Origin of the sequence: Alistipes communis (genome assembly GCF_006542665.1) — a bacterium.
In the GTDB taxonomy this organism is placed as follows: Bacteria; Bacteroidota; Bacteroidia; order Bacteroidales; family Rikenellaceae; genus Alistipes; species Alistipes communis.
The window spans coordinates 2,493,499-2,519,853 of record NZ_AP019735.1 but is presented as its reverse complement, the minus strand read 5'-3'; the positions used below and the strand labels follow the sequence as shown (position 1 = coordinate 2,519,853).

The 26,355-nt window shown below is 61.0% G+C and carries 22 protein-coding genes; 13 read left to right on the top strand and 9 right to left on the bottom strand.

The window, feature by feature from the left end; translation table 11 throughout:
• Positions 1 to 19: 19 nt before the first annotated feature.
• From FMF02_RS10255 to FMF02_RS10235, 5 genes are all read left to right on the top strand, one after another.
• On the top strand, positions 20 to 1,549 hold the full coding sequence (locus FMF02_RS10255; RefSeq protein WP_141413071.1) for a PKD-like family lipoprotein: 1,530 nt from the start codon (positions 20 to 22) through the stop codon (positions 1,547 to 1,549).
• Between the two features lie 3 nt (positions 1,550 to 1,552).
• Positions 1,553 to 2,440, top strand: coding sequence for an ABC transporter ATP-binding protein (locus tag FMF02_RS10250; RefSeq protein WP_141413070.1), 888 nt, complete (start codon positions 1,553 to 1,555; stop codon positions 2,438 to 2,440).
• A 7-nt stretch (positions 2,441 to 2,447) separates the two neighbouring features.
• Positions 2,448 to 3,119 carry a hypothetical protein gene (locus FMF02_RS10245; protein ID WP_019129887.1) on the top strand — a complete coding sequence of 224 codons (672 nt, stop codon included), beginning with the start codon at positions 2,448 to 2,450 and terminating at the stop codon, positions 3,117 to 3,119.
• Positions 3,120 to 3,134: 15 nt separating this feature from the next.
• Positions 3,135 to 4,346: a DUF4857 domain-containing protein gene (locus FMF02_RS10240; protein ID WP_141413069.1), complete on the top strand. Its 1,212-nt coding sequence runs from the start codon at positions 3,135 to 3,137 to the stop codon at positions 4,344 to 4,346.
• A gap of 238 nt (positions 4,347 to 4,584) precedes the next feature.
• The gene (locus FMF02_RS10235; protein ID WP_141413068.1) at positions 4,585 to 6,267 is read left to right on the top strand and encodes a sulfatase; all 1,683 of its coding nucleotides are present in this window, start codon (positions 4,585 to 4,587) and stop codon (positions 6,265 to 6,267) included.
• 372 nt (positions 6,268 to 6,639) lie between these two features.
• Here the strand turns inward: FMF02_RS10235 and FMF02_RS10230 are convergent, their stop codons facing one another.
• From FMF02_RS10230 to FMF02_RS10220, 3 genes are all read right to left on the bottom strand, one after another.
• On the bottom strand, positions 6,640 to 7,446 hold the full coding sequence (locus tag FMF02_RS10230; RefSeq protein ID WP_141413067.1) for an alpha/beta hydrolase: 807 nt from the start codon (positions 7,444 to 7,446) through the stop codon (positions 6,640 to 6,642).
• A 113-nt stretch (positions 7,447 to 7,559) separates the two neighbouring features.
• Complete coding sequence (gene panB / locus FMF02_RS10225; RefSeq protein WP_026074789.1) at positions 7,560 to 8,375, bottom strand: 3-methyl-2-oxobutanoate hydroxymethyltransferase; 816 nt, start codon at positions 8,373 to 8,375, stop codon at positions 7,560 to 7,562.
• 81 nt (positions 8,376 to 8,456) lie between these two features.
• Positions 8,457 to 8,993: a TrmH family RNA methyltransferase gene (locus FMF02_RS10220; protein ID WP_141413066.1), complete on the bottom strand. Its 537-nt coding sequence runs from the start codon at positions 8,991 to 8,993 to the stop codon at positions 8,457 to 8,459.
• Between the two features lie 82 nt (positions 8,994 to 9,075).
• Between FMF02_RS10220 and FMF02_RS10215 the strand changes: the two genes are divergently transcribed.
• Together FMF02_RS10215 and FMF02_RS10210 are read left to right on the top strand one after the other, a co-directional pair.
• Complete coding sequence (locus tag FMF02_RS10215; RefSeq protein WP_141413065.1) at positions 9,076 to 10,194, top strand: lipid A deacylase; 1,119 nt, start codon at positions 9,076 to 9,078, stop codon at positions 10,192 to 10,194.
• Positions 10,195 to 10,242: 48 nt separating this feature from the next.
• On the top strand, positions 10,243 to 11,922 hold the full coding sequence (locus tag FMF02_RS10210) for a glutamine--tRNA ligase/YqeY domain fusion protein (RefSeq protein WP_019129894.1): 1,680 nt from the start codon (positions 10,243 to 10,245) through the stop codon (positions 11,920 to 11,922).
• A 97-nt stretch (positions 11,923 to 12,019) separates the two neighbouring features.
• Here FMF02_RS10210 and FMF02_RS10205 read toward each other — a convergent pair whose 3' ends face one another.
• Genes FMF02_RS10205 through FMF02_RS10180 form a run of 6 tightly spaced genes read right to left on the bottom strand, consistent with a single transcriptional unit; the run spans position 12,020 to position 18,047 of the window.
• Entirely contained in the window at positions 12,020 to 12,754 is a 735-nt protein-coding gene (locus tag FMF02_RS10205; RefSeq protein ID WP_141413064.1) for a polyprenol monophosphomannose synthase, read from the bottom strand.
• Positions 12,751 to 13,770, bottom strand: a complete 1,020-nt coding sequence (locus FMF02_RS10200) for a glycosyltransferase family 2 protein (RefSeq protein ID WP_141413063.1) — start codon at positions 13,768 to 13,770, stop codon at positions 12,751 to 12,753. The genes FMF02_RS10205 and FMF02_RS10200 overlap by 4 nt, the downstream gene beginning before the upstream one ends.
• Positions 13,758 to 14,687, bottom strand: a complete 930-nt coding sequence (locus tag FMF02_RS10195; RefSeq protein ID WP_034779463.1) for a lysophospholipid acyltransferase family protein — start codon at positions 14,685 to 14,687, stop codon at positions 13,758 to 13,760. Before FMF02_RS10195 ends, FMF02_RS10200 begins: the two co-directional genes overlap by 13 nt.
• Positions 14,688 to 14,712: 25 nt before the next feature.
• Positions 14,713 to 16,095: a TIGR00341 family protein gene (locus FMF02_RS10190; RefSeq protein ID WP_019129898.1), complete on the bottom strand. Its 1,383-nt coding sequence runs from the start codon at positions 16,093 to 16,095 to the stop codon at positions 14,713 to 14,715.
• On the bottom strand, positions 16,085 to 16,810 hold the full coding sequence (gene rsmI, locus FMF02_RS10185; protein WP_141413062.1) for a 16S rRNA (cytidine(1402)-2'-O)-methyltransferase: 726 nt from the start codon (positions 16,808 to 16,810) through the stop codon (positions 16,085 to 16,087). The genes FMF02_RS10190 and rsmI overlap by 11 nt, the downstream gene beginning before the upstream one ends.
• A gap of 4 nt (positions 16,811 to 16,814) precedes the next feature.
• Positions 16,815 to 18,047, bottom strand: coding sequence for a DUF8457 domain-containing protein (locus FMF02_RS10180; protein WP_141413061.1), 1,233 nt, complete (start codon positions 18,045 to 18,047; stop codon positions 16,815 to 16,817).
• Positions 18,048 to 18,443: 396 nt separating this feature from the next.
• Between FMF02_RS10180 and FMF02_RS10175 the strand changes: the two genes are divergently transcribed.
• From FMF02_RS10175 to FMF02_RS10150, 6 genes are all read left to right on the top strand, one after another.
• Positions 18,444 to 20,963, top strand: a complete 2,520-nt coding sequence (locus FMF02_RS10175) for a hypothetical protein (RefSeq protein ID WP_141413060.1) — start codon at positions 18,444 to 18,446, stop codon at positions 20,961 to 20,963.
• A 338-nt stretch (positions 20,964 to 21,301) separates the two neighbouring features.
• On the top strand, positions 21,302 to 22,402 hold the full coding sequence (gene ychF / locus FMF02_RS10170) for a redox-regulated ATPase YchF (protein WP_141413059.1): 1,101 nt from the start codon (positions 21,302 to 21,304) through the stop codon (positions 22,400 to 22,402).
• Between the two features lie 100 nt (positions 22,403 to 22,502).
• Positions 22,503 to 23,237: an SIMPL domain-containing protein gene (locus tag FMF02_RS10165; RefSeq protein WP_019129902.1), complete on the top strand. Its 735-nt coding sequence runs from the start codon at positions 22,503 to 22,505 to the stop codon at positions 23,235 to 23,237.
• 7 nt (positions 23,238 to 23,244) lie between these two features.
• Positions 23,245 to 23,532: a hypothetical protein gene (locus tag FMF02_RS10160; RefSeq protein WP_141413058.1), complete on the top strand. Its 288-nt coding sequence runs from the start codon at positions 23,245 to 23,247 to the stop codon at positions 23,530 to 23,532.
• A gap of 135 nt (positions 23,533 to 23,667) precedes the next feature.
• On the top strand, positions 23,668 to 25,200 hold the full coding sequence (gltX, locus tag FMF02_RS10155) for a glutamate--tRNA ligase (RefSeq protein ID WP_141413057.1): 1,533 nt from the start codon (positions 23,668 to 23,670) through the stop codon (positions 25,198 to 25,200).
• Positions 25,200 to 25,907 carry an aldose epimerase family protein gene (locus FMF02_RS10150; RefSeq protein ID WP_141413056.1) on the top strand — a complete coding sequence of 236 codons (708 nt, stop codon included), beginning with the start codon at positions 25,200 to 25,202 and terminating at the stop codon, positions 25,905 to 25,907. The genes gltX and FMF02_RS10150 overlap by 1 nt, the downstream gene beginning before the upstream one ends.
• Positions 25,908 to 26,355 lie beyond the last annotated feature (448 nt).

Here is a 26,355-nt window from a genome sequence, read left to right as displayed (position 1 = left end):
CCAATTTAAAATAACGCTTATGAAAAGATTTTTTTCGCTTTTTCTGACCGCCGCCCTCGCAGGCGCGGGTTTTGTATCCTGCTCGGACGACCCCGAAGACCAGCCGGTCGTACCGACCGACGTCGAGAAGGTGTCGGGCATCGAAACGAACTATGTCCTCGGACTGCACGAGTATCTCGAAATCACACCCGACATCGAACTCTCGAATGAAAACGAATCGATCAGCTACGAATGGAGCATCGATTACGAAACGGTCAGCACCGAGAGGAACCTCTCGTTCAAGTGCGACGAACTGCTCAACGACGTCAACTGCTATTTCAAGGCCAGCAGCTCGACGGGCGCCAAGATCGCGGAGTTCAAGCTGAGCGTCACCTCGCCCTACGACAAGGGACTTTTGCTGCTGAGCCAGACGGGCGACGGAGCGATGCTCACCTTCAAGCGACTCGACATCATGGCGACGCCCGCCAGCCCCTACGCTTTCAAGGACAACAATCCCACCCTTTCGCTGGGCAAGGAGGCGCTGGCGCTCTGCTGGAAAGGCGAAGGCCTGACCAATCTGGGCAACTCCATCAAAGATCAAGATACGGAAATCATCCTCAGCTCGGGCAATCCGACCAAGGTCTACGTGCTCAATACGAACGACATGAAGGTCAAGACCGAAATCACCTACAACGGCGAGGGCGAGTTCCATCCCAACTACGTCATTTACCCCTACGGCGTCCAGAACAGTCTGTGGGAAGGCGAACTCTACTGGCTCGGCGGCGGCCGCGAGTACATCATGGCCGCGGATCGCAATTTCATCACCTCCACCATGGAAGAGATGCCCGAAGGCGCACAGTTCGCCGATATGGCCTGCTCGCTGGTAGACACCGACATGACGCGCGTGTATTACAACACGGCAAGTCAGAAGATGGTCTACATATCGGGCGTATTGGGCATGGTGACCGAAGGGACGAAAGCCTGCAACGTCGAACCGATGAACCTGATCCCCTGCGACGGCATCTACCGCGACGAGGAGGGCGGAGATCACCGTTACGAACCCATGAACGTCATTCTCGTAGGCAAACAGGGCTCCTCGACCAAGATTTACCGCTTCACCCCCGAAAACCTCACGACCACGGAAGAGGTGCTCACCGAGCAGGACGCTACCGGCAACATTCTGCCGACCTCGGCGACGACGGCCAATCCCGCCAAACCGATCCTCTACTACTCGAAGGGCGGCGACATTTACCGCTTCAATTACGACGGTAACAATTTCGATACGGAACCCTATATTTCGCTGGGCGACAACTTCGAGGTAAAACAGCTCGTCTTCAACCCCTACGACGTCGACACGCTCTACATCGCCGCCGAAGACACCGCCGAAACGGGAGAGATGAAAGCCTCGCTGTTCATCTACGACATCTCGGACAATTCGTCGGCCGAAAAACTCTTCGAAGACCACAAGGTAGGCGGCACCGTCAGAAGACTGATCTACAAGGGAAACGGCAAGGAAAACGACGAGCGGGTGGCGAAAAGCAACTCGATTCTGAGCAAATTCATCCGATAGATCATGCCGGATCCGGTCATCGAATGTCGCAATCTGACCCACCGGTACGGCGAGCGACTGATCTACGAAAACCTGAGCTTCGAGGTTCCGCACGGGCGGATCCTCGGGCTTTTGGGTAAAAACGGTACGGGCAAGACGACGACCATCAACATCCTGAACGGTTATCTCGAACCCGTCGCAGGCGAATGTCTGATCTTCGGAGAGAACATCCGCACGATGAGGCCCCAAACGCGCGCCCGCATCGCGCTGTTGCTCGAAGGACACGTCCAGTACGCCTTCATGACGATCCGGGAGATCGAACGCTTCTATTCGCAATACTACCCCCGTTGGGACGCCCGGGCCTACTACGGACTGATGGAGCTGCTGGCCGTCGCACCCGGACAACGGATCGCGCGCATGTCGTGCGGGCAGCGGTCACAGGTAGCTCTGGGGTTGATTTTGGCGCAGAACGCCGATCTGATGATCCTCGACGATTTCTCGATGGGACTCGACCCGGGTTACCGCCGACTGTTCGTGGAGTACCTGCGCGACTATGCCCGCAGCCGCGGCACGACCGTATTCCTCACGTCGCATATCATTCAGGACATGGAGAAACTCATCGACGACTGCATCGTCATGGATTACGGACGTATCCTCGTGCAGATGTCCGCAGGCGATCTGCTCGGTCGCTTCCGCCGTTACGAACTCGCGATCGCCGAGGGAACCGCGCTTCCGGAAGCGCCCGAATTCCACCGCCCGACGGCGATCGGAGGGCGCGCCGAATTCTATTCGTTCGAAACGGAGGCAGTGGTGGCCGCCCGACTCCGGCAGGCGGGCATCGCCTGCGATACCCTGCGAAGCGACGCGCTGAACCTCGAAGACGCCTTTATCGGTCTCACCGGCAAGTACTGACAACGACATGAACAAAGCGATTTTCTACAAGGAGCGAATCAAGATCAGGCGGTTCTATCCGCTGGCGACCGCAGTACTGGCCGGATTCACAGCCTATGCCCTGTTGCGCATCGGCCGCATGTACGCCTTCAACGGCGCGGCCTCGGTCTGGCTGGCCGTCCTCGACCGGGGCGACGTGCTGGTCGACCCGCTCAAATACCTGCCCGCGCTCGTAGGCGCAGGGCTGGGATTGGCCCAGTTTCTTCCCGAAATCACACAGAAACGGCTGAAACTCACGCTGCATCTGCCCGACTCGCGCCGAGCAATGATGCTGGGAATGCTCGGTTACGGCCTCGTGCTGCTGACAATGCTTTTCGCCGTGCAACTGCTCGCGATCGGTCTCTATTTGCGGCACCTCATGGCACCGGAACTGGTGCATGCCGTCGTATCGACGACGTTACCGTGGTATGCAGCCGGTTTCGCGGGTTATCTGTTCGCGGCGTGGATATGCATCGAACCCACATGGCGGCAACGTCTGTTTGACGCGCTGATCGCCGCAGGCGTCATGCGGCTGCTCTTTTCGAGCGATGCGTTGCGCGTCTGCGACACCCTGCTGCCGTGGATCGCCGCCGTCGTGCTCTGCGCGCTCTTCTTTCCGCTCCACTCGACGCTCCGCTTCCGGCGGGGATGTCAGGACTAAAACCCGTACCGAAGCATGAAAACGATCAAAACGATCATCGTCCTGCTGGCCGCAGCGCTGCTGGCGTGGGCGCTGCCGTGGTGCTATGCCTTCGTCTGCTCCGAGCCGCAGGAATCTCCGCTGACGCTTTACAGTTGCGTGACGCACGACTTCGCGACCTTTTCATTCGAGGGGCACGACGACGCGGCAGGCTACGATCCGGCCGGAAATCCCTATACCGAACGGCAATTCGACAGCATCATGCCCACCGTCTTCACCCGCCGGCTGGCCGAAGAGGGCCGTTTGCCCGAACGCATCGACGGCATCCCCTTCGACGCCCGCGAGGTCGAACTCAGCAATTTCGTCTTCCGTGCGTCGCCCTCGGAATTGAACCGTCCGCAGATCGGACTCTACCAACTGCTCGAATCGGCTCCGGGCCGCGAAGGATTCCGAACGCCCGACGACGTATTCCGCATCACGGAGCGGGGAATCGAATTCGTGAAAATGGCCGACAACCGGATCGATGCCGAAAAGAGCGAACGTTTCGATCGCGTGATGAAGAAGAAGGGATTCGTCTTTCCCGCCCGCCGTATCGCGGGAAACGCTTCGACCTACAAACATTACGACAACGGCTACCTGCTGCTCGATGCGACCGGAACGCCGTTCCAGATGAAACAGCTCTGCGGCCGGCCGTTCGTCCGCCGCATCGAACGGCCCGATTCAGTGACATTCACGCACGCTTTCGTCACGGAGTTCCCCGACAAACGACTGCTGGGATTCCTCGGAGACGACCGCGGCGGCATCCATGCGCTCGAAGCGGATTACTCCCTGCACTGCCTGCCGCTGCATCCCGTCGATCTCCGACGCGAACGTCTGATCGTCGTAGGCGACTGTTTTTATTGGACGGCGATCACCGAACGGCAGGGCTTCGAACGCCTCACGGCCGTCAATGCCCGCGACTATTCCCTTGCTGCGGAGCACGAGACCGATTTCCCCGCTCCGAAATGGGAACAGACCCGAAAATACCTTTTCCCGTTTCGGCTAGTCTTCACCGCGTCGTCCGACAAATACATCAAGCCGCGGTTACGCGACTTCTCGTACCTGGCCCTCGGACTGAACACCCTGCTGGCTGCCGGTTGGGCCGTATACAGCATGAAAAAGCGGCGCTGCCGGACGATCCGCGCATTGGGGATTCTGGTGCTGGGGATTTACCTGTTGATCCCGCTGCTGCTCACCGACCGCGAATGAACGGCAGAAGCGCCCGACACGGGCACTTTTGCGTCCATCCGATGAACCGTCCGCAAACACGATTCCGCCCTATCCAGGGGCGGAATTTTCGTTTGTCCACGGCAGATTCGAATTAACAGACATTCGTAAAACGTTTTAAATACCGATAATTCGAATAGAAAATATCTAAATTCAAGCGGAACAATTTTCAGAACCGAAAAATAATATTATTTTTGCCATACCAACTAAAACGTTTTACATGAAACCTGTCAACAAAACCGTATGCAGTCTGGCGGCACTCGCCCCGCTCGCAATGGCACAAAGCGCGAACGCCGGCCAACGCCCGAACATCATCTTCTTTCTGGTGGACGATTTCGGCTGGACGGAGACCTCGCTCCCCTTCGGCGAAGAGACCTACCCCAACAACCTCAGATTCCATACGCCCAATATGGAACGACTGGCCCGCACGGGCGTCATGATGACCAACGCCTACGCCTGTCCCGTATCGACCCCGACACGAACCAGCATGATGACGGGCATGAACGCCGCGCACATGGGCATCACGTCGTACTGCTCCTTATATAAAGACACCTGCCCCGACGCGATCGGCGGCCGGCCCGGCACGACGAACGCCAACGAAGACGATATCTTCGCGCACCCCGAATGGAACTACAACGCGCTGTGCCCCGCCTCCTTCCGCAACGAGGCCGACAGCATCGCCTACGGCCTGAACCGCACGCTCTACGCCACGCCGATGGTGGAGATTCTCCGCGACGCAGGCTACCACACCATCCACGTCGGCAAAGCGCACTGGGCACCGACCGGCACACCGGGCTCGAACCCCTACAACATGGGATTCACGGTCAACATCGCCGGTTCGGGCAACGGCCACCCCCAGAGTTATCTGCCCGAAGAACACTTCGGCAACCTCCCCAAACGAGGTACCTACGCCTCGGTGCAGAACATGTCGCAGTATTACGGCTCGGGAATCCATCTGACCGAGGCGCTGACGCTCGAAGCGCTGAAAACACTGGAAGACCCGATCCGCCGCAAACAACCCTTCTACCTCTATTTCGCCCACTACTCCAACCACACACCCATTCAGCGCGACGAACGGTTCATCCGAAAATACCTCGACGCGGGAATGGACGAACAGCAGGCCCGTTACGCCTCGATGGTCGAGGGAATGGACAAAAGCCTGGGCGACGTACTCGACTACCTCGAAGCCAAAGGGATCGCCGACGACACGATCATCCTCTTCATGTCGGACAACGGCGGTCACTGCTTGGGACAGGACAAGGGCGGAGAGCCCCACACGCAAAACCTGCCGCTGCGCGAGGGTAAAGCTTCCGTCTACGAAGGCGGCATCCGCGTGCCATTGATATTCCGCTGGCCGGGAAAGGCGGCGGAAGGAACGCGCCTCAATACGCCGGTCATCAACGAGGACATCTTCCCGACGATTCTCGAAATGGCGGGCGTGAAACATTACGAGACCGTGCAGGAGTGCGACGGCCTGAGCCTGGTAAAGCTCATCACCGCAGGTTCGAAGATGGTGGCCAAAGCGCAGAAACGCGGAGAAATCGCCACGCGGAAGGAGGTCAACGCCTTCGTCGTCCCCGCGTCGGTGTCGGGCATCGATCCCGAACGCGAACTGATCTTCCATTATCCGCATCAATACCGCGTGGAGGATCAGGACGACATCGATTTCATGAGCGCCGTCCGCAAAGGCGACTGGAAACTCGTTTACAGGATGCACACGGGCGAGCTGGAACTCTACAATCTGCGCGACGATATCGGCGAACGCAACGACCTCGCGGCAAGCCACCCCGAACGGGTCGCCGAACTGGCGAAGGCGCTGGGCGACCGGCTGCGTGCCTGGAAGGCCCCGATGCCGACGGTGCGTACGACGGGAAAGCCCGTCCCGATGCCCGATGAACTGTAAAAATCCGGGCAGGCGAGAACGGCGGCCCCGATCCGTCGACACGCCCGCCTTCGACACGACGTCCGGATTTCTCACTGAGAAATCCGGACGTATTCTATCGGAACCATTTCGTCAAGCCGAGCGCAGAGCCGAACGCAGTTCGGGCTATGCCGAGGCGAGAAATGGAAGAAAGAAATTTAACCATTTCGTCAAGCCGAGCGCAGAACCGAACGCAGTTCGGGCTATACCGAGGCGAGAAATGGAAGAAAGAAATTCAACCATTTCGTCAAGCCGAGCGCAGAGCCGAACGAAGTTCGGGCTATACCGAGGCGAGAAATGGAGCATGCAAACGAACGAATCCGCACGACCGACGGAGGTACGCCGACGGCTCTGCTACTCGATCCCCTCCAACCGGCAGATGAAGCGCACGGCGACGGGATAACCCGCCGCGGGCATATTGCCGTGGTCATAACCGTCGAACTCGCAGAGCGTCACGTCCTCGTGCCCAACGAGCCGCATCATCCGCCAGAAATAGGCCGTCTCCTCGTAGCGGCCGTTCATCTCCAACTCGCGGTCGCCCGAAAGAATCAGTATCGGCGCACAGTCGGGCCGCACGTAATAGAGCGGCGCAGTGTCGTCGACGAGCGGCTGCAACGCAGACATACCCAATGCCTTGCGCGCGGCGAAATGCGTAATGGCATGACCGCTGAAAGAGATGATGCCCGCCAGCGAATCGGCATCCTTGCCGTAGCGCGCCAGCCGCGAACGGTCCAACCCCACCATATTGACCAGATAGCCGCCCGCGGAGTGCCCCGCGATATAGATTTTCGAAGGGCTGCCGCCGTAGTCGGCGATATGGTCGAAGACCCACGCCACGGCCGCCGCGGCATCGTCCACGATGTCGAGCGTCCCGACGTGCGGGATCAGCCGATACCCGACGCCCACGACCACGAACCCCTTCTTCATCAGCCCCTCCGGCACGGCGCGCTTGCCGCCCGTGAGACCGCCGCCGTGGAACCACACCACCACCGGCGCATCCTCCGCATCGGGAGGGCAGGCCACGTCGAGGCGGCACATCCGACGCGCATAGTCGCCGGAGGCATCCGTACGGTAGAGGATATCGCGTTCGAAGCGGTAATCGGCCGCATGGACGGCACCGGCGAACAGGAAACAGAAAAACAAAAGGAAAAGGCGTTTCATCTGCAACGGAGTTTTGGATTCGTCGATAAAAGTAGCGAAAATCCGTGAAACGGCAAAGGGGACTCCGCCGAAAAGGCGAAGTCCCCTTCCGAGCCCGTGCACGGAGGCACCGGTCAATACTGCTCCTGCTCGTTGGGAAAGTCCTGCGACTTGACATCGGCGACGTACCGCCCCACCGCATCGGTCATCACCGTATGCAGGTCGGCGTAGCGGCGCAGGAAGCGGGGCGAAAAGCCCTTGTTGATGCCCAGCATGTCGTGGATCACGAGCACCTGCCCGTCGGTGCCGCCGCCGGCGCCGATGCCGATCGTGGGGATCGACAACTCCTTCGACACGCGTTCGGCCAACACGGCGGGAATCTTTTCGAGCACGACGGCGAAGCAGCCGGCCTCTTCCAGAAGACGTGCGTCGCGCACCAGCTTTTCGGCCTCGGCCTCTTCCCTGGCGCGGACGGTATAGGTGCCGAACTTGTGGATCGACTGCGGCGTAAGCCCCAGATGCCCCATGATCGGAATGCCGGCCGTGAGGATGCGCTCGACCGATTCGAGGATCTCCTCGCCGCCTTCGAGCTTCACGGCGTCGGCCTCGGTCTCCTTCATGATCCGGATGGCCGAGTCGAGGGCCATCTTCGAATTGCCCTGATAGGTTCCGAAAGGCAGGTCGACCACCACCAGCGCCCGTTCGACGGCACGCACGACCGAACGGGCATGATAAATCATCGCATCGAGCGTAATGGGAACCGTCGTCTCGTAACCCGCCATGACGTTGGCGGCCGAGTCGCCCACCAGAATCACGTCGACACCTGCGGCGTCGACGATCTTCGCCATCGAATAGTCGTATGACGTGAGCATGGCGATCTTTTCGCCGCGATCTTTCATCTCTTTGAGCCGGAGGGTCGTAACCGCCCGAACTTTACTCTCAACAGACATTCGTTCTTCTGTTTTGGTTAATATTTTGACATGATCCGTCGGGGGCGTTCCGGCCGCGTCGGCGGTTTTTCGCCGGCAAAGTTACGCTTTTGAGCGAATCCGGCAAAAGAATTCCCACAAAACGACCCCGCCCGACACCGAAACGTTGAGCGAGTGTTTGGTACCCAACTGGGGGATCTCCACCGCGCCGTCGCAGCGGTCGACCGCCTCCTGCGATACCCCTTCGACCTCGTTGCCGAAGACGAGCGCATAACGCGCCTGCGGATCGACGGCCAACGCGTCGAGCATCGCCGCGCCCTCGACCTGCTCGACGGCCAGCACGCGGTAACCCGCGGCACGCAGCCCGTCGATGCACTCCACGGTCGACGCATGATGCGTCCATGCCACGCTCTGCTCGGCACCGAGCGCCGTCTTGTGAAGCTCCCGACAGGGCGGCACGGCCGTAATGCCGCACAGGGCGATCCGCTCGACGGCGAAGGCATCGCCCGTGCGGAAGAACGATCCGACGTTCTGTGCCGACCGCACGTTGTCGAGCACGACCACCAGCGGCAGCTTGGGCATCGCGGCGAACTCCTCGACCGAGGGGCGATGCAACTCTTCATTCGTGATTTTTCGCATGACCGACAGCTAATTTCGGGGACAAAAGTAACACAAATCGGGATAAAATATGTAATTTTGGCGCGATATTTCCGATTCGACTATGAACATCAGACAAATCTTCGGCCTGCTGGCCGCAATCGCCTGCGCGGGCAGCGTGCAGGCGCAGCGCGTCGGCTGGGAGGCCGACTTCAAGACGCGCTTCGACAATCGCGAATTCACGGGCAGTTCGTGCAACGAGTCGCAGACGATCTTTCTGGCCGACCTGTCGACGGCCGTAAGCTACAACTGGCTGGACCGCAATACGCTGCGTTTCGGAGTCCAGATGCAGAAGGACTTCGGCGACAACCGCGACTACTTCTCGGAGGTGCGGCCTCTGGCGTCGTACGCCTACCGCGCCGAACGGCTCGGGGCCGACGTGGGTATCTTCTCGCGCGACGAACTGCGCGGCGACTACTCGCACGCCTTCTTCAACGACTCGCTGCGCGTCTACGACCCCACGATCCAGGGCATGGCGGTGCGTTACCGCAACCCGAAGGGGCTGCGCGCCGAACTGGTGCTCAACTGGGAAGGGATGTATTCGGAATATTCGCGCGAGAAGTTCCGCATCTTCGGAGCGATTCATAAGGATTGGTCGCGCGAGGCGGACAAACGCTGGTACGTCGGGGGGGGGCTTTCGATGTTCCATTTCGCCAACAGCGCCCTGACCGAAGGCAACGTGGTGGACAACATGCTGGCCAACCCCTACGTCGGTTTCGCCAGCAAGGCGGCCGAGGTGGTGCGTCGCAACGCCGACGGTCGGCCGACGGTCGAACGGCCTTTCTGGTACGACTTTCGCGCAGGGTTCCTGTGGGCTCCGCAGCGCGACCGCATCGCCGACGAGGGGTGGAAGACCCCCATGGGCGGCGAATTGCGCGTGCGTCTGGGCTGGAAGGGGCTCGAATTCGAGAACAACCTCTATGTAGGCGAGAATCTCATGCCGCTCTTCGGCCGCTACGGATCGGAGCTCTACGCCGGCGAACGGTGGTACGGCACGCGCGACCGCATCTATAACCGCACGCGGCTGGGCTACGAGCGGTCGTTCGCGAGCGAGACGATCCGCGTGCAGGCGGGCATGATCTTCCACACCGACGGCACGGGGCTCTACACGCAGCAGGTGGTGCAGGTGAGCGTACGGCTGGGAAAGACGCTCTACGACCAGCGAAATCACCCGCAGAGATAACCGCAGCCGGAATTTTTGACTAATTTTGTAAAAAAACACGAGATAACAATGGCTATCGAAACCAACGAACCCGCAGCGAAGGAGAAGTCGCTGAATTTCCTCGAAGAGATCGTCAAGGAAGCCGCCGACCGCGGCGTCGCCATACAGACCCGCTTCCCGCCGGAACCCAACGGCTACCTGCACATCGGCCATGCCAAGAGCATCTGCATCAACTTCGGGCTGGCGCAGAAATACGGCGGCAAGTGCAACCTGCGTTTCGACGACACGAACCCCACGAAGGAGGACGTCGAGTATGTCGACTCGATCAAGCGCGACATCCGCTGGCTGGGCTTCGACTGGGCGCTCGAACGCTATGCGTCGGACTATTTCGACCAGCTCTACGAATGGGCCAAGGAGTTGATCCGCAAAGGGCTGGCCTATGTCGACGACCAGACGCAGGAGCAGATCCGCGAAGGCCGCGGCACGGTCTCCGAGCCGGGCAAAGAGTCGCCGTGGCGCAACCGTTCGGCGGAGGAGAACCTCGACCTGTTCGAACGCATGAAGGCGGGCGAGTTCGCCGACGGCGAGAAGGTGCTGCGTGCCAAGATCGACATGGCGCATCCCAACATGCTCTTCCGCGACCCGATCATGTACCGCATCATCCATGCCCGCCACCACCGCACGGGCGACAAGTGGTGCATCTACCCGATGTACGACTACGCCCACGGGCAGAGCGACTCGATCGAGCACATCACCCACTCGATCTGCACGCTCGAATTCGACGTCCACCGTCCGCTCTACGACTGGTTCATCCAGGCGCTCGGCATCTGGCCGTCGCACCAGTACGAGTTCGCGCGGCTGAACCTGACCTACACGATGATGTCGAAACGCAAACTGCTGAAACTCGTGCAGGAGGGCGCCGTCATGGGCTGGGACGACCCGCGTATGCCGACGATCTGCGCCCTGCGCCGCAAGGGATACACGCCGGCTTCGGTACGCGCCTTCGCCGAAATGGTGGGCGTCGCCAAACGCGACAACGTAATCGACCTCGGCAAGATGGAGTACTGCGTGCGCGAGGATCTCAACAAGGTGGCCGAGCGCCGCATGGCCGTCTTGAACCCCGTCAAGGTGACCGTGACGAACTACCCCGAAGGGAAGGTGGAATACTTCGAGTGCGTCAACAACCCCGAAGATCCATCGGCCGGTACGCGGCAGGTGCCCTTCTCGCGCGAGCTCTACATCGAGCGCGACGATTTCATGGAGAATCCGCCCAAGAAATTCTTCCGCCTGCAACCGGGCGGCGAAGTGCGGCTGCGCTACGCCTACCTCATCAAGTGCGAGGAAGCGGTCAAGGATGCCGAAGGAAACGTCGTCGAGTTGCGCTGCACCTACGACCCGCAGTCGGGAGGCGGCTCGTCGAGCGACGGCCGCCGCGTGAAGGGCGTCATCCACTGGGTATCGGCCCGCCACGCTTTCGAAGCCGAAATCCGCCTGTTCAACCCGCTCTTCACGAAGGAGAATCCCGACGACTGCGAGGAGGGACAGACGTGGGAGGACAACCTCAATCCCGAATCGATGATCGTCACGAAAGGCTGGCTCGAACCGTCGCTGGCGGGCGCCGAACCGGGCCGCACCTTCCAGTTCGAGCGCGTGGGCTACTTCTGCCCCGACACCGACACCACGCCCGGGCATCCCGTCTTCAACCGCACGGTGACGCTCAAAGATTCGTGGGCGAAGATCAACAAGTAGCAATAAGGAACGTTCCCGGCAAAGCGAACAGTCCGGCGACCTTGTATGGAGGTCGCCGGACTGTTTTATTTATACGAATTGCCGCGGGCCGCCCATCCTACTCCCGCGCTGCCGGAAGTTTCGGCCGAATCCTGCGCCACGGCAGTTTGAGCACGCCCCAGAAGGCTTCGCCGAAGATACCGCCCGACATCTTGGAGATTCCCTCCGTGCGGTCGACGAAGACGATCGACACCTCGTCGATACGGAACCCGAGCTTCCATGCCGTATACTTCATCTCCACCTGAAACCCGTAGCCCACCATGCGTACGGCGTCGAGGTCGATCGTCTCCAACACGCGGCGCGACCAGCAGACGAACCCCGCCGTGGCGTCGCACACAGGCATGCGGGTGACAATCCGCACGTATTTCGAGGCATAATAGGACATCAGCAGCCGCGACATCGGCCAGTTGACCACGTTCACGCCGCGCGAATAGCGCGACCCTACCGCCACGTCGGCACCGCCGGTCACAGCCGCCGTCAGCCGTTCCAGATCGTCGGGGTTGTGCGAAAAGTCGCAGTCCATCTCGTAAACCAGATCGTAACCGTGTGCCAATGCCCACCGGAATCCTGCGATGTAGGCCGTTCCCAATCCCAATTTCCCGCTGCGCTCGATAAGATGCACCCGCCCGGGAAACTCCTCCTGCCGCCCGCGGACGATGGCGGCCGTACCGTCGGGCGAACCGTCGTCGACGATGAGCAGGTCGTAGCCGCCGAAGAGCGACATCACTTTCGAGATCATGCGCGAGACGTTCTCGCGCTCGTTGTAGGTCGGGATAATCACCAACTTTTTCATAAGCCTTGCATCCGTTCGCCGAACACCCGTCGCCCCAGCAGGTAGCGCAGGATGATCGAACCGTGGTAGATATGCGCCGCCCGACGGCGCTTCGATTGCTGTACGGCACGGCGCTGGCGAGCGAGTTCACCGTGCCGCGCCAGAAAATCGCGGTAGGCGCAGGCGACCGCACCGGCCTGTGCGCATTGTCCTTTCAACAGATAAACCAGCGCTGCGGCGGCATCCGCAAGGGGCCTCAGCACAGCCACCGCGACACGCTGCACGGGCGACGCGCACTTGAAGAGCATCGCGAGGTTGTTGCGGTAATTGAGGTAGAGTTTGCGCGGCGAATCGTTCTGCAACGTGCCGCCGCCCAAATGCCACACCCTGCTTCGGGGGACGACGCGCACGCGCCACCCCGCCAGCTGCATCCGCCAGCAAAGGTCGATCTCCTCCATGTGGGCGAAGAAGCCGGCGTCGAAACCGCCCATGCGGCGGAATACCTCCGCACGGCAGCAGAAGGCCGCACCGCTCACCCAAAAGACATCGCGGGTGTCGTCGTACTGCCCCCGATCCTTCTCCAACGTCCGCAGGATACGTCCCCGACAGAACGGGAAACCGAACCAGTCGATGAATCCGCCCGCAGCACCCGCATACTCGAACCGGTCGCGCTCGGCGCAGGAGAGCAGTTTCGGCCCCACGACAGCCACGTCGGGCTGCGCGTCGAGCTCCGCGATCAGCGGCTCCAACCACCCCTCCGCAGGTTCGACGTCGGAGTTGAGCAGCACCCAGTAATCGCCCTCCAACCGCTCCAACGCGCGGTTGTAACCTCCGGCGAAACCGTAGTTTTCCGGCAGCCGGAGCAACGTAACCGACGGAAACTCCCGCTCGACGAGCGCCGCCGACCCGTCGGTCGAACCGTTGTCCGCCACGACGATCTCCACCCCCGGCGGAGCGGTGCGCACCACCGAGGGAAGGAAGCACCGCAGATGGGCGGCTCCGTTCCAGTTGAGTATGACAATCTTTACGACGGACATTGCGGACGACGGTGTTTCCAACGGCGATGCGACCAGAGCCACATCCCCGGATCGGCGACGATGTCGCTTTCGAGCTGCCGCACATAGCGCTCCGTCACCTCGTTGGGCGCGACCTGCTCCACGCCGTCGTAGAGGCGCAGGAACTCCAACTCGTAATACCCTCGGCGCAGCCGGCGCTGGCGGCAGAAATAGACCGGCATGTGAAATTTGAGCGCCATCTTCTCGATGCCGTCGAAAAAGACGGTATCCTGATTGAGGAAGCGGAACCAATGGCTGTTGGGACGCAGCGGAGGATTCTGGTCGGCGATCAGGCCGATGCCGATGCGTTGTCCGGGGGCACCGGCCGGCAGCCGGTGGTCGATGTAGTAGCGGATGATCTCCTTCATCGGGATGAGCCGGATGTTGCGCCGCCGGCGCAAACGCATGTAAACCGCATCGATCACCTTGTTCTCCAACGGATGATAGACCGCGGCCAAATAGTGTTCGCCGGTATAGAGCGCCAGGAAGGAGTCGTACTCCCAGCAGCCGAAATGGGCAGTCGAAAGCAGCGCGTCGCGTCCCCGCAGGTCGGAGAGCACCTCGTCGAGATTCTTCACCCGCACGCGGCGGCGGCAATCGTCGTCCGACATGGCGGCCTGGCTGACCGTCGAGATGAATATCTCCGACAGGTTATGGTAGAACGACCGGCGAATCCGCTTGATTTCGGCCATCGGACGGTCGGGGAACGAATTGCGCAGGTTCTCCGTCACCACGCCCACCCGATAGCGCAGGCATTTGTAAACGATGAAATAGATGGTATCCTGCAACACGTAGTAACGCAGCCAGTGGGGCATAGCGCCGATCAAACGGCAGCAACCCCACACGAGGCTCGCCATCGCCCGCTGCCATAATGTTAGATTCGAACGTACTCGTTTCATGCGTCCGCGGTTATTCGATCGGTAATCATTCGGTATACAACTTCACCTGCGCGATCTTGGTACGCACCTCCAGCCAGCGGCGCAGGCGTTCGGCATCGGCCTCGGTCATCGGCTGCCGCGACTTCACCACGCAGATCAACAGCGTATCCTGCACCGTACCCCCGACATCGTACGAGAGGCATTTCGACAGGGAGATCGACTGAATGTCGGGCACGACGGCACCCGCCTCGCGCGAAATGTCGTCGTATTCGATATTCTTCATCTTGTACTTCGACAAGCGCTGTTTCAACTCGTCGATCTGAGCGTTCTTCTCGTCGAGCAGTTCCGAATAGCTCAACTGCAACGATTTGAGATCGACCCGATCGCCCGTGCGCGCCTGCCGGACGATCAACTCGACATCCTGCAAGCCGTAGTTGTACAACTGGGCGCGGGCGTTGCCGATGATCTCCTCGCCCAGCGGCTCGCCGATAAGCAGCAGCTCGATACGCGAATTCCGGTCGCCGTGCTTGTAGGCCTTCTTGCACTCGATCACGCGCGTATGTTCGAACTGGAACTCCTGCTGCACGTAACGGTCGACGGCCGATTCGAAGAACGACACCCGCACCATGTGCAGCCCGATGACGACGCTGGGAATGAACGTCAGGAGCGTGATGAGGAGCATGATCCGTTTGACATACCGCTCGCGCGCCGGATCGAGGAACTTCTTCTTGTGGTATTTCAACATCCGGACGACCATGTAGGTCGCCAGCGCGATGAAGACCGTATTGATGAAAAAGAGGTAGAAGGCGCCGATGAAGAACTTGAACTGCCCCGTCGCAAGACCGAAGCCCGCCGTACAGAGGGGCGGCATCAGCGCCGTGGCGATCGCGACGCCCGGAATGACCGTCGAATTGCGATCCTTGCGCGACTGCGCCACGATACCCGCCAGTCCGCCGAAGAAGGCGATCAGCACGTCGTAGGTCGTGGGGACGGTACGGGCGAGCAGTTCGCTGCGCGCCGTGCCGAGCGGCGAAATGAAGAAGTAGAGCGTCGAGGTGGCGATCGCCACGACGACCATCAGCGAAAAGTTGCGCAGCGACTTTTTCAGCAGGTCGAAATCGTTGATCCCGAGCGACAGGCCGACACCCATGATCGGCCCCATGAGCGGCGAAACGAGCATCGCGCCGATGATGACGGCCGCCGAGTTGACGTTCAGCCCCAGCGAAGCGATCATCGTGGCGAAGATCAGCACCCAGAGATTCGTCCCGCGGAATTCGACGCCGCGGCAGATCATGTCCACCGTCTCCTCCTGCCGCGCACTGTCCTCCGAGAGGCTGAAACGGTCGGCCAGGTCGTCGCGCAGGCTCTCCCACCACGAATGCCGGGCAGGCCGGCCGTTGTGTTGCAGGCTTGTTTCGTTATCGTTCATCGTACTCTTCGTTTTCGGATTCGTCGCGCCGCGCTTTTCCCGCCTTGGGACGGCCGGCGACCACCAGCACGAACTCGCCGCGCGGCTCCGTCCGCCGGAAATGCTCCAGCACTTCGCCCGCCGTTCCGCGCACGGTCTGCTCGAACTTCTTGGTCAGCTCGCGCGACACGGACACCGGTCGTTCGGCCCCGAACGTCTCCACGAATTGTTCGAGACACTTCACCACGCGGTAGGGCGATTCGTAGAAGACCATCGTCCGCTCCTCCGAGGCGAGCTCCTGCAAACGCTTGTTGCGCCCCTTTTTCTGGGGCAGGAATCCCTCGAAACAGAAACGGTCGCAGGGAAAGCCGCTCTGCACCAGCGCCGGAATGCAGGCCGTCGCCCCCGGCAGCGTCTCCACCTCGATCCCCTGTTCGACGCAGGTGCGCACCAGCAGGAATCCCGGATCGGAGATACCCGGCGTTCCGGCGTCGGAGATCAGCGCCACGGTGCGTCCCGCAGCGATCGTCTCGGCCACGACGGCCGCCGTGGCGTGTTCGTTGAACTTATGGTGCGCATGGAGGCGCTTTTCGATCCCCAGATGCCGGAGCAGCACCGACGAAGTTCGGGTATCCTCGGCCAGAATCAGGTCCACTTCGCGCAATACACGGACGGCACGCAGCGTGATATCGTCGAGATTGCCGATCGGCGTGGGGACGATGTAGAGTTTCGACATGCGTTCAGGCCAGTTTTCGTTCGATCAGATCGACCAGCAGCTTCGCTCCGTCGGAGTTGGGATTCCAGTCGAAATTCTCGGCGATGTAGATCATGCACTCGTCCAGATCGTCGAACTCGTTGAGCCGGTCGATCGTCCGCCCGCAGGCATCCATATCGCCGCCGAAGAGGTCGCGGGCCAGCAGGAAACGGTCGTTGTTGCACAACGCCTGCCGCAGGTCGGCCACCGGCTCCTGCCCGACGGCCGCCGGAGGGGTCGTCACGGCGATCAGATCCGAGACGGTCTTCACGTCCGAATTGAGCGTCTCGCCCAGCACGGCCGCTCCGTTTTCGGCCGGTACGGCGCGATGCCCCGCCCCCCCGACCGGAACGGAAGTCGCCGCAGGCTCCTCCTGCGGAACATCCGCCGACGAGGGTGAAACGGCCGGAACGGCCTGCGGAGGCGGAACCGGCCGCTCTTCCGCAGCCGGCTCGACCTTCCCCGGCGCCGGAGTCACGGAGTCCGTATCGCCGTAAAGCGACAGGACGACGCGGTGCTTGGCGCGTTTCACATCCACGGGATCGAGTTCGAAAAGGCTCAGCGGCTCGGCAACGACGGCGGGAGCCTCGGCGACGACGGGCGCCCCCTCCGAATCCGTTGCGTCCGACGGTTCCGATACCGTTGCAACCGCTTCCGCAGGAATCTCGCCGATCGGATCGACCGTCGGCTCCACGACGGGAGCGCCGACAGTACCTTCGACCGCCTCCGCGGGAATCTCGGTACGTTCTTCCACCGGCGCCTCCGCAGGCGCCTGCAAAGGGATTTCGGCAGGAACCGCTGTCTCGGCAGGCATCTCCGCCGGAACTTCGGCCGGCGTTCCGACCGGCTCTACCGCCGGAGCGGCGGCGAACGGCGCCTCGGACGGGCCGGCGACAGGCGATTCCACAACGGGCGGCGCGATCGTCGGTTCTTCCAACGGCGCAGCGGCCGGATCCGCTCCGAACGGCTCGCTCATCGCCGTCAGCGGGATCACGGCGTCGAGGTCGATCTCCATGGGCGGCAGGTCGACGGGCGACAACTCGTCCTCTACGGACGGCTGCACCGCCGAATCCAGGCCGAAACGCACGGCATCGTAAAGTTCCCGCAATTTTCCGAGCGCCAGATCGCGTTCTATATCAGCTATTTCGTGCGAAGCATCCCATCCTTCGGCCAATGCCGCGAGCTTTTGCAGTTCCGCACGAAGCGTTTTCAAATCCATCGGTTTCGTCGTATTTTAACTTTTCAAAGGTATAAATTTTTCACGGAACACGAAAACCGTGCCCTCCTTTTTCACCCTCTCCGAACGAAAAACAGACCGAAACCACATCTTCGCCGCCCCCGCTCCGCAGACCGGAAGCGCAGAATCGGTCTTTACTTACATCTCTCCGCAAAACACCTCTGCTATTTTTAACGTGCATTTCGTGTCCGACGGCAGCGTAAGGGCCGTACGGGCTCGTCAAACGGCATTCCGCCGCATGGAACGGAGGCTCTCCGGCCCGCACCGAACGGCGACGTCGGATCGGCGACACGAAACATCGCAGGGATCTTTCTGCGGAGATGCGTTTGTTTTTTTCGGAAAAATCGATTAACTTTCGGATACTCAACCCACCGAACGATGAAATCCGCTGGATATATCCTACCGTTGGTATGCGCCGCCCTCTTTCTCACGGCATACCGCTCGACCGCCCAGCCGTCGCTTTACGCGAACCCGTTCATTGAGCAGATCGAGCATTACCCGCAGGAGAAGCTTCATGTATCGACGGACAAGGATTCGTATATCGCGGGGGATACGATCTGGCTTCGCGCGCACTGCGCCGATGCGGCGACGCACCGTCCCGTTGCCGCGAGCCGCTACGTCTACGTGGAGCTTCGCGACGACCGCGGGTCGCTGGTGCGGCGGATCAAACTCCTGTCGCGCGACAGCGTGTACAGCGGCTACCTTCCCACGCAGTCATTGGAACGCTTCGGGGACTACTCGCTTACGGCCTATACGCTCTACATGCGCAATCCGGGGCCGGAGTACTTCTTCAAGAAGCCGCTCACGATCCGGCCCTATCGGGAGAGCCGCAGGACGCAGCGCAACACCTCGGTGCGCAAAGTCTCGGACTTCGACGTCTCGTTCTTCCCCGAAGGGGGCTACCTGATCGACGGCTACGACTGCTGCGTGGCCTTCAAGGCACTGGGAGACGACGGCGGGTCGGTCGAGGTCGCGGGCGTGGTGAAGAATGACCGCGAGGAGGTGGTCGACACGCTTCGCACGCTTCACGGCGGCATGGGCTCTCTGCGCTTCACAGCCCACACGGGTGAACGCTACTACGCCGAATGCACGATGGAGGGCGGAAAGACCGAACGCTTCGACCTGCCCGCATCGAACAATCTCGCCTGCGTGCTTCGCGTATTGCAGACCGAACGGGACTTTACGGTGATGGTGCAGTCGGGTCGTCCTCTGCCGAAGGGGTTGCGGCTGCTCGTCCATTGCCGCGGCAATCTGTGCTACTTCCGAGAGTGGAACGACGATCTTCCGTCGCTGATCTTCAAGCGCGACAAGCTGCCGGGCGGGGTGCTGCAAATTCTGCTGCTGGACAAGGCGGGCAACGCGCTCTCCGAGCGTCTGGTCTTCAATCGGGGCGAAGAACTTGCGACGACCGACATGCAGGTGCGGGGTTCGTTGAAACAGCGGACGAAGGTCACGCTCGCCGTCTCGGCGACCGATCCCGACGGAGGTCCTGCCGCGGGCGACTTCTCGATCGCGGTGACGGATCGTGCGGCGGTGCCCTCGGCGATGTCGGGCAGCATCTATTCGACGCTGCTGCTCACTTCCGAACTGCGGGGTACGATCGAGACGCCCGACTGGTACTTCGAGGGGCGGGACGCCGCACGGGTCGCGGCGCTCGACGCACTGCTGCTCACGCAGGGATGGCGGCGCTACGACGTGCCGGCCGCGGTACGGGGCGAGTATGCGACGCCGGCCTACCCGCTCGAAGTCGGGCAGGAGATCGCGGGGCGGATCAACAAGGGCGGACTGTGGAACAGGAAGAAGAAGCTCGACCGCTACGAGATGCGGATGATCGCGCCGCGGTGGCACTACTCGTTGCAGGCGCCGATCGACAAGGAGGGACGGTTCGCGCTCAACGGCTTCGACTTCCCCGACAGCACGCTCTACGTGCTGCGTCCCGCAGCAGCGAAAGGGCTGCTGCCGGAGGCAACGGTGAAGGTCGCGCGCGATTCGTTTCCCGAGGTGGGGACGCTGCCCCGCGTGCCGGAAACGGATGCGGCGAGTCCCTACCTCGCCCAGGCACGGCACTACATCGAGCAGCGAGGACAGACCGATATGAGAAACATCCTCATCGACACGGTGTATGTCACGCATCACAAACGCCTCGAATCCACACGGCCCGAGCATCGGCTGGCGGCGCATACATGGGATATGCAACAAATAAAAGAAATGGGCGCATATAGTATAATGGAATTCGTCCAGCGTATGCCGGGAATGAATTTCATCGGAGGCAGATTGTCATATCATGGAGCGAATGTCTCTTTTATGATAGATGGAGTACTCGATAATACAACAACGCCTCATAGTGCAGATGCGGATTTTCAAGCAGGATCGACCATCGGGCAGCTAATCGTTACGGGAACGAAAAAGAAATCGATGACGGAGATTGCTTTGGAACGAGGAGGATTGGAACCCGATAAAAATTTGACCATGCCAATATGTACTACATGGCCGATGGAATGGATTTCACGCATTGATCTAATCGCCGGAGGGAATATGTTTTTATGGGGCGTTTTCGATGGAGCTATCGTCTCGATTACGACCAAAACGGGAGATGAATTGGATCAAGCATTGGCGGTTGCGCCAGCTATTGACGTGAGTATAGCTTCACCGTTAGGTTATCAAACCCCTGCGGAGTTTTATGCTCCGGCATACGCGACGGAGAAGGCCCGTCGCTCGATGGCTCCCGACTACCGCACGACGCTCTACTGGAACCCTTCGGTTGAATTCGACGAGACGGGTCGTGCCACCGTCGAGTTCTACACCTCCGACGCACCGGCCGATTACGACATCTCTATCGAAGGCGTCACGCAGACGGGGAAAATCGTACAGCGCCGGCAACGGCTGCGGCCCGAATAGATTGCGGATTCGCAGCGGGAGATACCCGAAGCGGATATTCTCCCCAACGTTCGGGCGCATTCATCGGGAAAAGCGTGTACCTTCGACTGCATCCAAACCCTCCCGCTCGGCAATGCTCAAATAAATAAATTCGACATTGCTCTCGCTTATTCGTAGTCTTTGGCTGCGCCGTAGATACTCCCGCTCGGCAATGTCCAAATAAATTCGACATTGCACTCGCTTATTCGTAGTCTTTGGCTGACACCGAAGATACTCCGCCTCGGCAATTGCAAATAAATTTGCATTGCTCTCGGCTTAATCGTATCTTTGCCGGAAGATTTAACATCAAACGAGATACAATGGCTTTACAATGCGGAATCGTCGGTCTGCCCAACGTCGGCAAATCGACCTTGTTCAACTGCCTGTCGAACGCCAAGGCGCAGGCGGCAAATTTCCCCTTCTGTACGATCGAGCCCAACGTGGGCGTCATCACCGTACCCGACGAACGGCTCGTCCGGCTGGCGGAAATCGACCGCCCGAAGCGCGTCGTGCCGACCACGATCGAGATCGTCGACATCGCGGGCCTGGTCAAAGGGGCCTCGAAGGGCGAGGGGCTGGGCAACAAGTTCCTGGGCAACATCCGCAACACCAACGCCATCATCCACGTGCTGCGCTGCTTCGACAACGGCAACATCACCCATGTGGACGGCTCGGTAGACCCCGTGCGCGACAAAGGAATCATCGACACCGAGTTACAGCTCAAAGACCTCGAAACCGTCGAGAGCCGGCTGGCGAAGACCCAGAAGCAGGCCACGTCGGGCGGCGACAAGAATGCCAAGCGCACCGTCGAACTGCTGCTCCAATACAAGGCCGTACTCGAACAGGGCCGCAGTGCCCGCACCGTCGAATTGGACAAGGAGGGCCGCAAGCTGGTGGCCGATCTCAACCTGCTGACCGACAAACCGGTGCTCTACGTCTGCAACGTCGACGAACGGAGCGCCGCGACGGGCAACGCCTACACCGAGGCGGTGCGCGCCGCCATCGCCGACGAACGGGCAGAAATGCTGGTGATCGCCGCAGCGACCGAAGCCGACATCGCCGAACTGGAAGAGTACGACGAGCGGCAGATGTTCCTCGAAGAGATCGGCTTGCAGGAGTCGGGTGTGGCGCGGCTCATCAAATCGGCCTACAAATTGCTCGACCTTCAAACGTTCTTCACCACCGGTGCCGACGAGACGCGCGCATGGACGTTCCGCAAGGGGATGAAGGCGCCGCAGACGGCCGGCATCATCCACACCGACTTCGAACGCGGCTTCATCCGCGCCGAAGTCATCAAGTACGACGACTACGTGACGCTGGGCTCCGAAAAGGCGTGCCGCGACGTGGGCAAGATCGGCATCGAGGGCAAGGAGTACGTCGTGCAGGACGGCGACATCATGCACTTCCTCTTCAACGTCTGATCGCGCGAAACGGAAGGACGGAATCCGCCGGCGCACCGGAATCTTTCCGCGAGCCGGCCGTGAAACCGACACGAAATAAAACACCTAATATCTCGCCATCATGAACAGGGAACACATCAAGTATGCGATCATCGGCATCGCCATCATTCTGAGCGCCTATCTGCTGGGACGCGCCTACACCTACAAGTACCGCTCGCAGGACACGGTGGTCGTAACCGGTCTGGGCGAAACGGAGTTCGAGTCGGATCTGATCGTATGGAGCGGCGTGCTGACGGCCGAGGCCGCAGAGGCGGCCGACGGCTACCGCCGGATCGAACAGAGCAAGCGCAAGGTCAGCGACTACCTCGCAGCGAAGGGGATCGACGCGAAGCAGGTCGTATGGAACTTCGTCAACGTCGACAAGACCTACCAAACCGTATACAGCGCCAACGGCAACTATGCCGGACAACGTTTCACGGGGTACTCGCTGCGGCAGGAGTTCAGCATCGAATCGACGGACGTCGATCTGGTGGAGAACGTCTCGCGCGAAATCTCGGCGCTCATCGCGCAGGGCGTATCGATCGAGGCGCGCCAGCCCGACTACTACTATACGAAACTCGACGACGTGAAGCTGTCGCTCATCGAACGCGCTTCGGCCGACGCACGGGCGCGTGCCGAGAAGATCGCGCAGAACGCCGGAACGGGCATCGGCGCCGTAGCCTCGGCGCGCATGGGCGTCTTCCAGATCACGGGCGCCAACGCCAACGAGGAGTTCTCGGCCGGCGGATCGTTCAACACCGCGAGCCGTCACAAGAAGGCCCGCATCACGATGCGCATCGAGTATCGGATCAAATAGTGCCGCCATGAACCTCTCGGAACGGATTCTCCGCATCGCGACTTCGCACTGGACGGAACGCAGTTGCTTCGCGCTGACCCTCGCCGCCGCGCTGACCGGCGACGGTCGGATGTGGATCGCGGCGGGAACGGCCGTCGCACTGACCGTCGGTGCGATCGTCGCCGGCAGCATCGCCCCGCTGCGGGAGGCACGGCACGCGGCACGCGACTTCCCGCATACGCCCGAATACGAAGCCTACGCACGCCGCCGTGCGGCGAACGAGGCCGACGACCGGCATCGGATCGAACTGAAATAGCGTCGGCTCGGGCAGACCCGGGCAAAACGCCGCACTCCGATTCGGGTCGGCCGCTCCCGCGACGAAAAGCAGGCGGCGGGAGAGACCCGCGACCGGAAAAAAGAGAGTATAAGGATTTAAATTATATACACGGAAATGACAAGACCTGTACGGGTGCGTTTCGCCCCCAGCCCCACGGGCCCGCTCCATATCGGCGGCGTCCGCACGGCACTCTACAACTATCTGTTCGCACGCCGCCACGGCGGCAAGATGATCCTCCGCATCGAGGATACCGACTCGCAGCGCTTCGTCCCAGGTGCCGAAGCCTACATCATCGAGTCACTCGAATGGTGCGGCATCCATATCGACGAGGGCGTCGGGCAAGGCGGCCCCCACGCCCCCTACCGCCAGAGCGAACGGCGCGAAATCTACCTGAAATACGCCCTGCAACTCGTCGACGCGGGCTGGGCCTACTACGCCTTCGACACGGCCGACGAGCTGAACGCCCTGCGCGCGCAGTACGAGGAACGCGGCGAGACCTTCGCCTACAACGCCTCGGTACGCGAACGGCTCGCCACGTCGCTCGCCCTGCCGGCCGACGAGGTGCGGGCGCGCATCGAGCGCGGCGACCAGTGGGTCGTCCGCTTCAAGATGCCGGCCGACGAGACGGTGCGGATGCACGACCTGATCCGCGGCGACGTGGAGGTCAACACCTCGACGCTCGACGACAAGGTGCTCTACAAGTCGGCCGACGCACTGCCGACCTACCATCTGGCCAACATCGTGGACGATCACCTGATGGAGATCACCCACGTCATCCGCGGCGAGGAGTGGCTCCCCTCGCTGCCGCTGCACTACCTGCTCTACCGCGCTTTCGGCTGGGAGGCCACGCAGCCCGAATTCGCCCACCTGCCGCTGCTGCTCAAACCCACGGGCGGCGGCAAGCTCTCGAAGCGCGACGGCGACAAGATGGGCTTCCCCGTCTTCCCGCTCTTCTGGCAGTCGCCCACGGGCGAGACGGCGCACGGCTACCGCGAAGACGGCTACTTCCCCGAGGCGTTCATCAACATGCTGGCGCTGCTGGGCTGGAACCCGGGCACGGAGCAGGAGCTCTTCTCGATGCAGGAGCTCATCAACGCCTTCTCGTTGGAGCGTGTGTCGAAATCGGGCGCGCGCTTCCAGCCCGACAAGGCCAAATGGTTCAACGCCCAGTACATGCACCGCAAGAGCGACGCCGAACTGGCCGCACTCTACCAGCCGATCCTGCGCGCGCACGGCATCGAGGTGACGGACGAGGTGGCGGGCCGCGCGGCAGGGATCATGAAGGAGCGCGCGACCTTCATCACCGATCTGTGGGAGCTGACCTCGTTCTTCTTCGTCGCTCCGACCCAGTACGAGGAGAAGCAGGCGCGCAAATACTGGAAGGGCGAAAACCCCGACCGCCTGCGCGAGGTGCGCGAGGTGCTGGCCTCGATCGACGACTTCTCGTTGGAGAACACCGAGCGGATCGTCCACGCATGGATCGAGCAGAAGGGCTACCCCATGGGACAGATCATGAACACGCTGCGGCTGGCGCTCGTGGGCGCAGGCAAGGGGCCGGGCATGTACGACGTCACGTCGTTCATCGGCAAGGAAGAGACGCTGCGACGCATCGACGCCCTGCTGGCGAACCTCAAACCGGTCGAATAGTGGAGATCGAACAATATCTGTGGGGCGCTTCGGCCGAAGGCGAAGGCATCCTGCTCTATACGCTGCGCTGCGCCGGCGGACGGGAGGTACGCCTCTCCAACGCCGGCGCCGCCGTGACGGGAATCTTCGCCGCAGGGGCGGACGGGAGGCCCGAAGCATTGACGCCCGTCTTCGAAACGCCCGAAGCGCTGCTGGCCGACTACGCCGACCGCGGCAAGACGCTCTGCGCAAACCGCTACGGCTTCGGGCAGCGCATCTGGCAGAGCCGCGTGGAGACCGACCGCATCGTCATGGAGCTTCCCGCCGGCGACGACGGACTACCGGCGCTGGCCGTCTTGTTCGACCTGGACGACGACGGACAGTTCGCCGTGACGCATCTGGCACGCGGGGCGACGGCGGCACCCTTCACGATGACCACGCAACTCTTCTGGCAGGGAGACTGGCGGCCGACGCTCCGCACGCAGGAGGGGCCCGCAACGGACGACGGACGTTTCTATCCCGTCGAGGGGTGGCGGCGGAACATTCTGGGCGAAGCGGCACGCCTCGACGATCCCGCAGCGGGCCGCACGATCGAGATCCTCACGTCGCAGCCCGAAATCCGCATCGTCCGGCACGACGGACAGCTCGCCCTGCTGTGCGGCGACAGCCGTCCCGCACCGCTCGACGACGAAACCCTCTACTGCCAAAAAGACGTCTACCGGTTCTGAACGCACGATCCCTCCCCCGAAAACCGCATCCCCGCAGGATGCGGTTTTTTCATTCCGTTCGGACTCGAAAGTCGGAAAACGGATTCGAGAAGATCGGAATACAATAGATTATCAATGTATTGACAGCGGATGAAGGCCGAATCTTCCGGAATTCGATTACGATTTTTCACGAATCGCCGAAAGGCAACCGGTTTCCGTTTTCTCCACCGACTCCGATCCCTCCCGAAACCGCTTTAAAAGGAGGATATACTCCCCGATCCGGCCGAACGGAACGCAGCGGTCGAAGCAGCACATTACAATCCGTAATATTACCCCCCCCTCTGAATTATGAATTATAAGCGTCACACGGGGTTTTCCGGTAGACAGAAAGCAGTTATTAAATTTATTTAAAAATATCTTGGCGATAAATATTATAATCCGTAACTTTGCCCCGAACACAAGAGGTATA

Excerpts from the sequence above, each read along its gene's own strand:
- FMF02_RS10255 (WP_141413071.1), top strand. The coding sequence starts at position 20 with ATGAAAAGATTTTTTTCGCTTTTTCTGACCGCCGCCCTCGCAGGCGCG.
- FMF02_RS10250 (WP_141413070.1), top strand. The coding sequence starts at position 1,553 with ATGCCGGATCCGGTCATCGAATGTCGCAATCTGACCCACCGGTACGGC.
- FMF02_RS10245 (WP_019129887.1), top strand. The coding sequence starts at position 2,448 with ATGAACAAAGCGATTTTCTACAAGGAGCGAATCAAGATCAGGCGGTTC.
- FMF02_RS10240 (WP_141413069.1), top strand. The coding sequence starts at position 3,135 with ATGAAAACGATCAAAACGATCATCGTCCTGCTGGCCGCAGCGCTGCTG.
- FMF02_RS10235 (WP_141413068.1), top strand. The coding sequence starts at position 4,585 with ATGAAACCTGTCAACAAAACCGTATGCAGTCTGGCGGCACTCGCCCCG.
- FMF02_RS10230 (WP_141413067.1), bottom strand. The coding sequence starts at position 7,446 with ATGAAACGCCTTTTCCTTTTGTTTTTCTGTTTCCTGTTCGCCGGTGCC.
- panB (WP_026074789.1), bottom strand. The coding sequence starts at position 8,375 with ATGTCTGTTGAGAGTAAAGTTCGGGCGGTTACGACCCTCCGGCTCAAA.
- FMF02_RS10220 (WP_141413066.1), bottom strand. The coding sequence starts at position 8,993 with ATGCGAAAAATCACGAATGAAGAGTTGCATCGCCCCTCGGTCGAGGAG.
- FMF02_RS10215 (WP_141413065.1), top strand. The coding sequence starts at position 9,076 with ATGAACATCAGACAAATCTTCGGCCTGCTGGCCGCAATCGCCTGCGCG.
- FMF02_RS10210 (WP_019129894.1), top strand. The coding sequence starts at position 10,243 with ATGGCTATCGAAACCAACGAACCCGCAGCGAAGGAGAAGTCGCTGAAT.
- FMF02_RS10205 (WP_141413064.1), bottom strand. The coding sequence starts at position 12,754 with ATGAAAAAGTTGGTGATTATCCCGACCTACAACGAGCGCGAGAACGTC.
- FMF02_RS10200 (WP_141413063.1), bottom strand. The coding sequence starts at position 13,770 with ATGTCCGTCGTAAAGATTGTCATACTCAACTGGAACGGAGCCGCCCAT.
- FMF02_RS10195 (WP_034779463.1), bottom strand. The coding sequence starts at position 14,687 with ATGAAACGAGTACGTTCGAATCTAACATTATGGCAGCGGGCGATGGCG.
- FMF02_RS10190 (WP_019129898.1), bottom strand. The coding sequence starts at position 16,095 with ATGAACGATAACGAAACAAGCCTGCAACACAACGGCCGGCCTGCCCGG.
- rsmI (WP_141413062.1), bottom strand. The coding sequence starts at position 16,810 with ATGTCGAAACTCTACATCGTCCCCACGCCGATCGGCAATCTCGACGAT.
- FMF02_RS10180 (WP_141413061.1), bottom strand. The coding sequence starts at position 18,047 with ATGGATTTGAAAACGCTTCGTGCGGAACTGCAAAAGCTCGCGGCATTG.
- FMF02_RS10175 (WP_141413060.1), top strand. The coding sequence starts at position 18,444 with ATGAAATCCGCTGGATATATCCTACCGTTGGTATGCGCCGCCCTCTTT.
- ychF (WP_141413059.1), top strand. The coding sequence starts at position 21,302 with ATGGCTTTACAATGCGGAATCGTCGGTCTGCCCAACGTCGGCAAATCG.
- FMF02_RS10165 (WP_019129902.1), top strand. The coding sequence starts at position 22,503 with ATGAACAGGGAACACATCAAGTATGCGATCATCGGCATCGCCATCATT.
- FMF02_RS10160 (WP_141413058.1), top strand. The coding sequence starts at position 23,245 with ATGAACCTCTCGGAACGGATTCTCCGCATCGCGACTTCGCACTGGACG.
- gltX (WP_141413057.1), top strand. The coding sequence starts at position 23,668 with ATGACAAGACCTGTACGGGTGCGTTTCGCCCCCAGCCCCACGGGCCCG.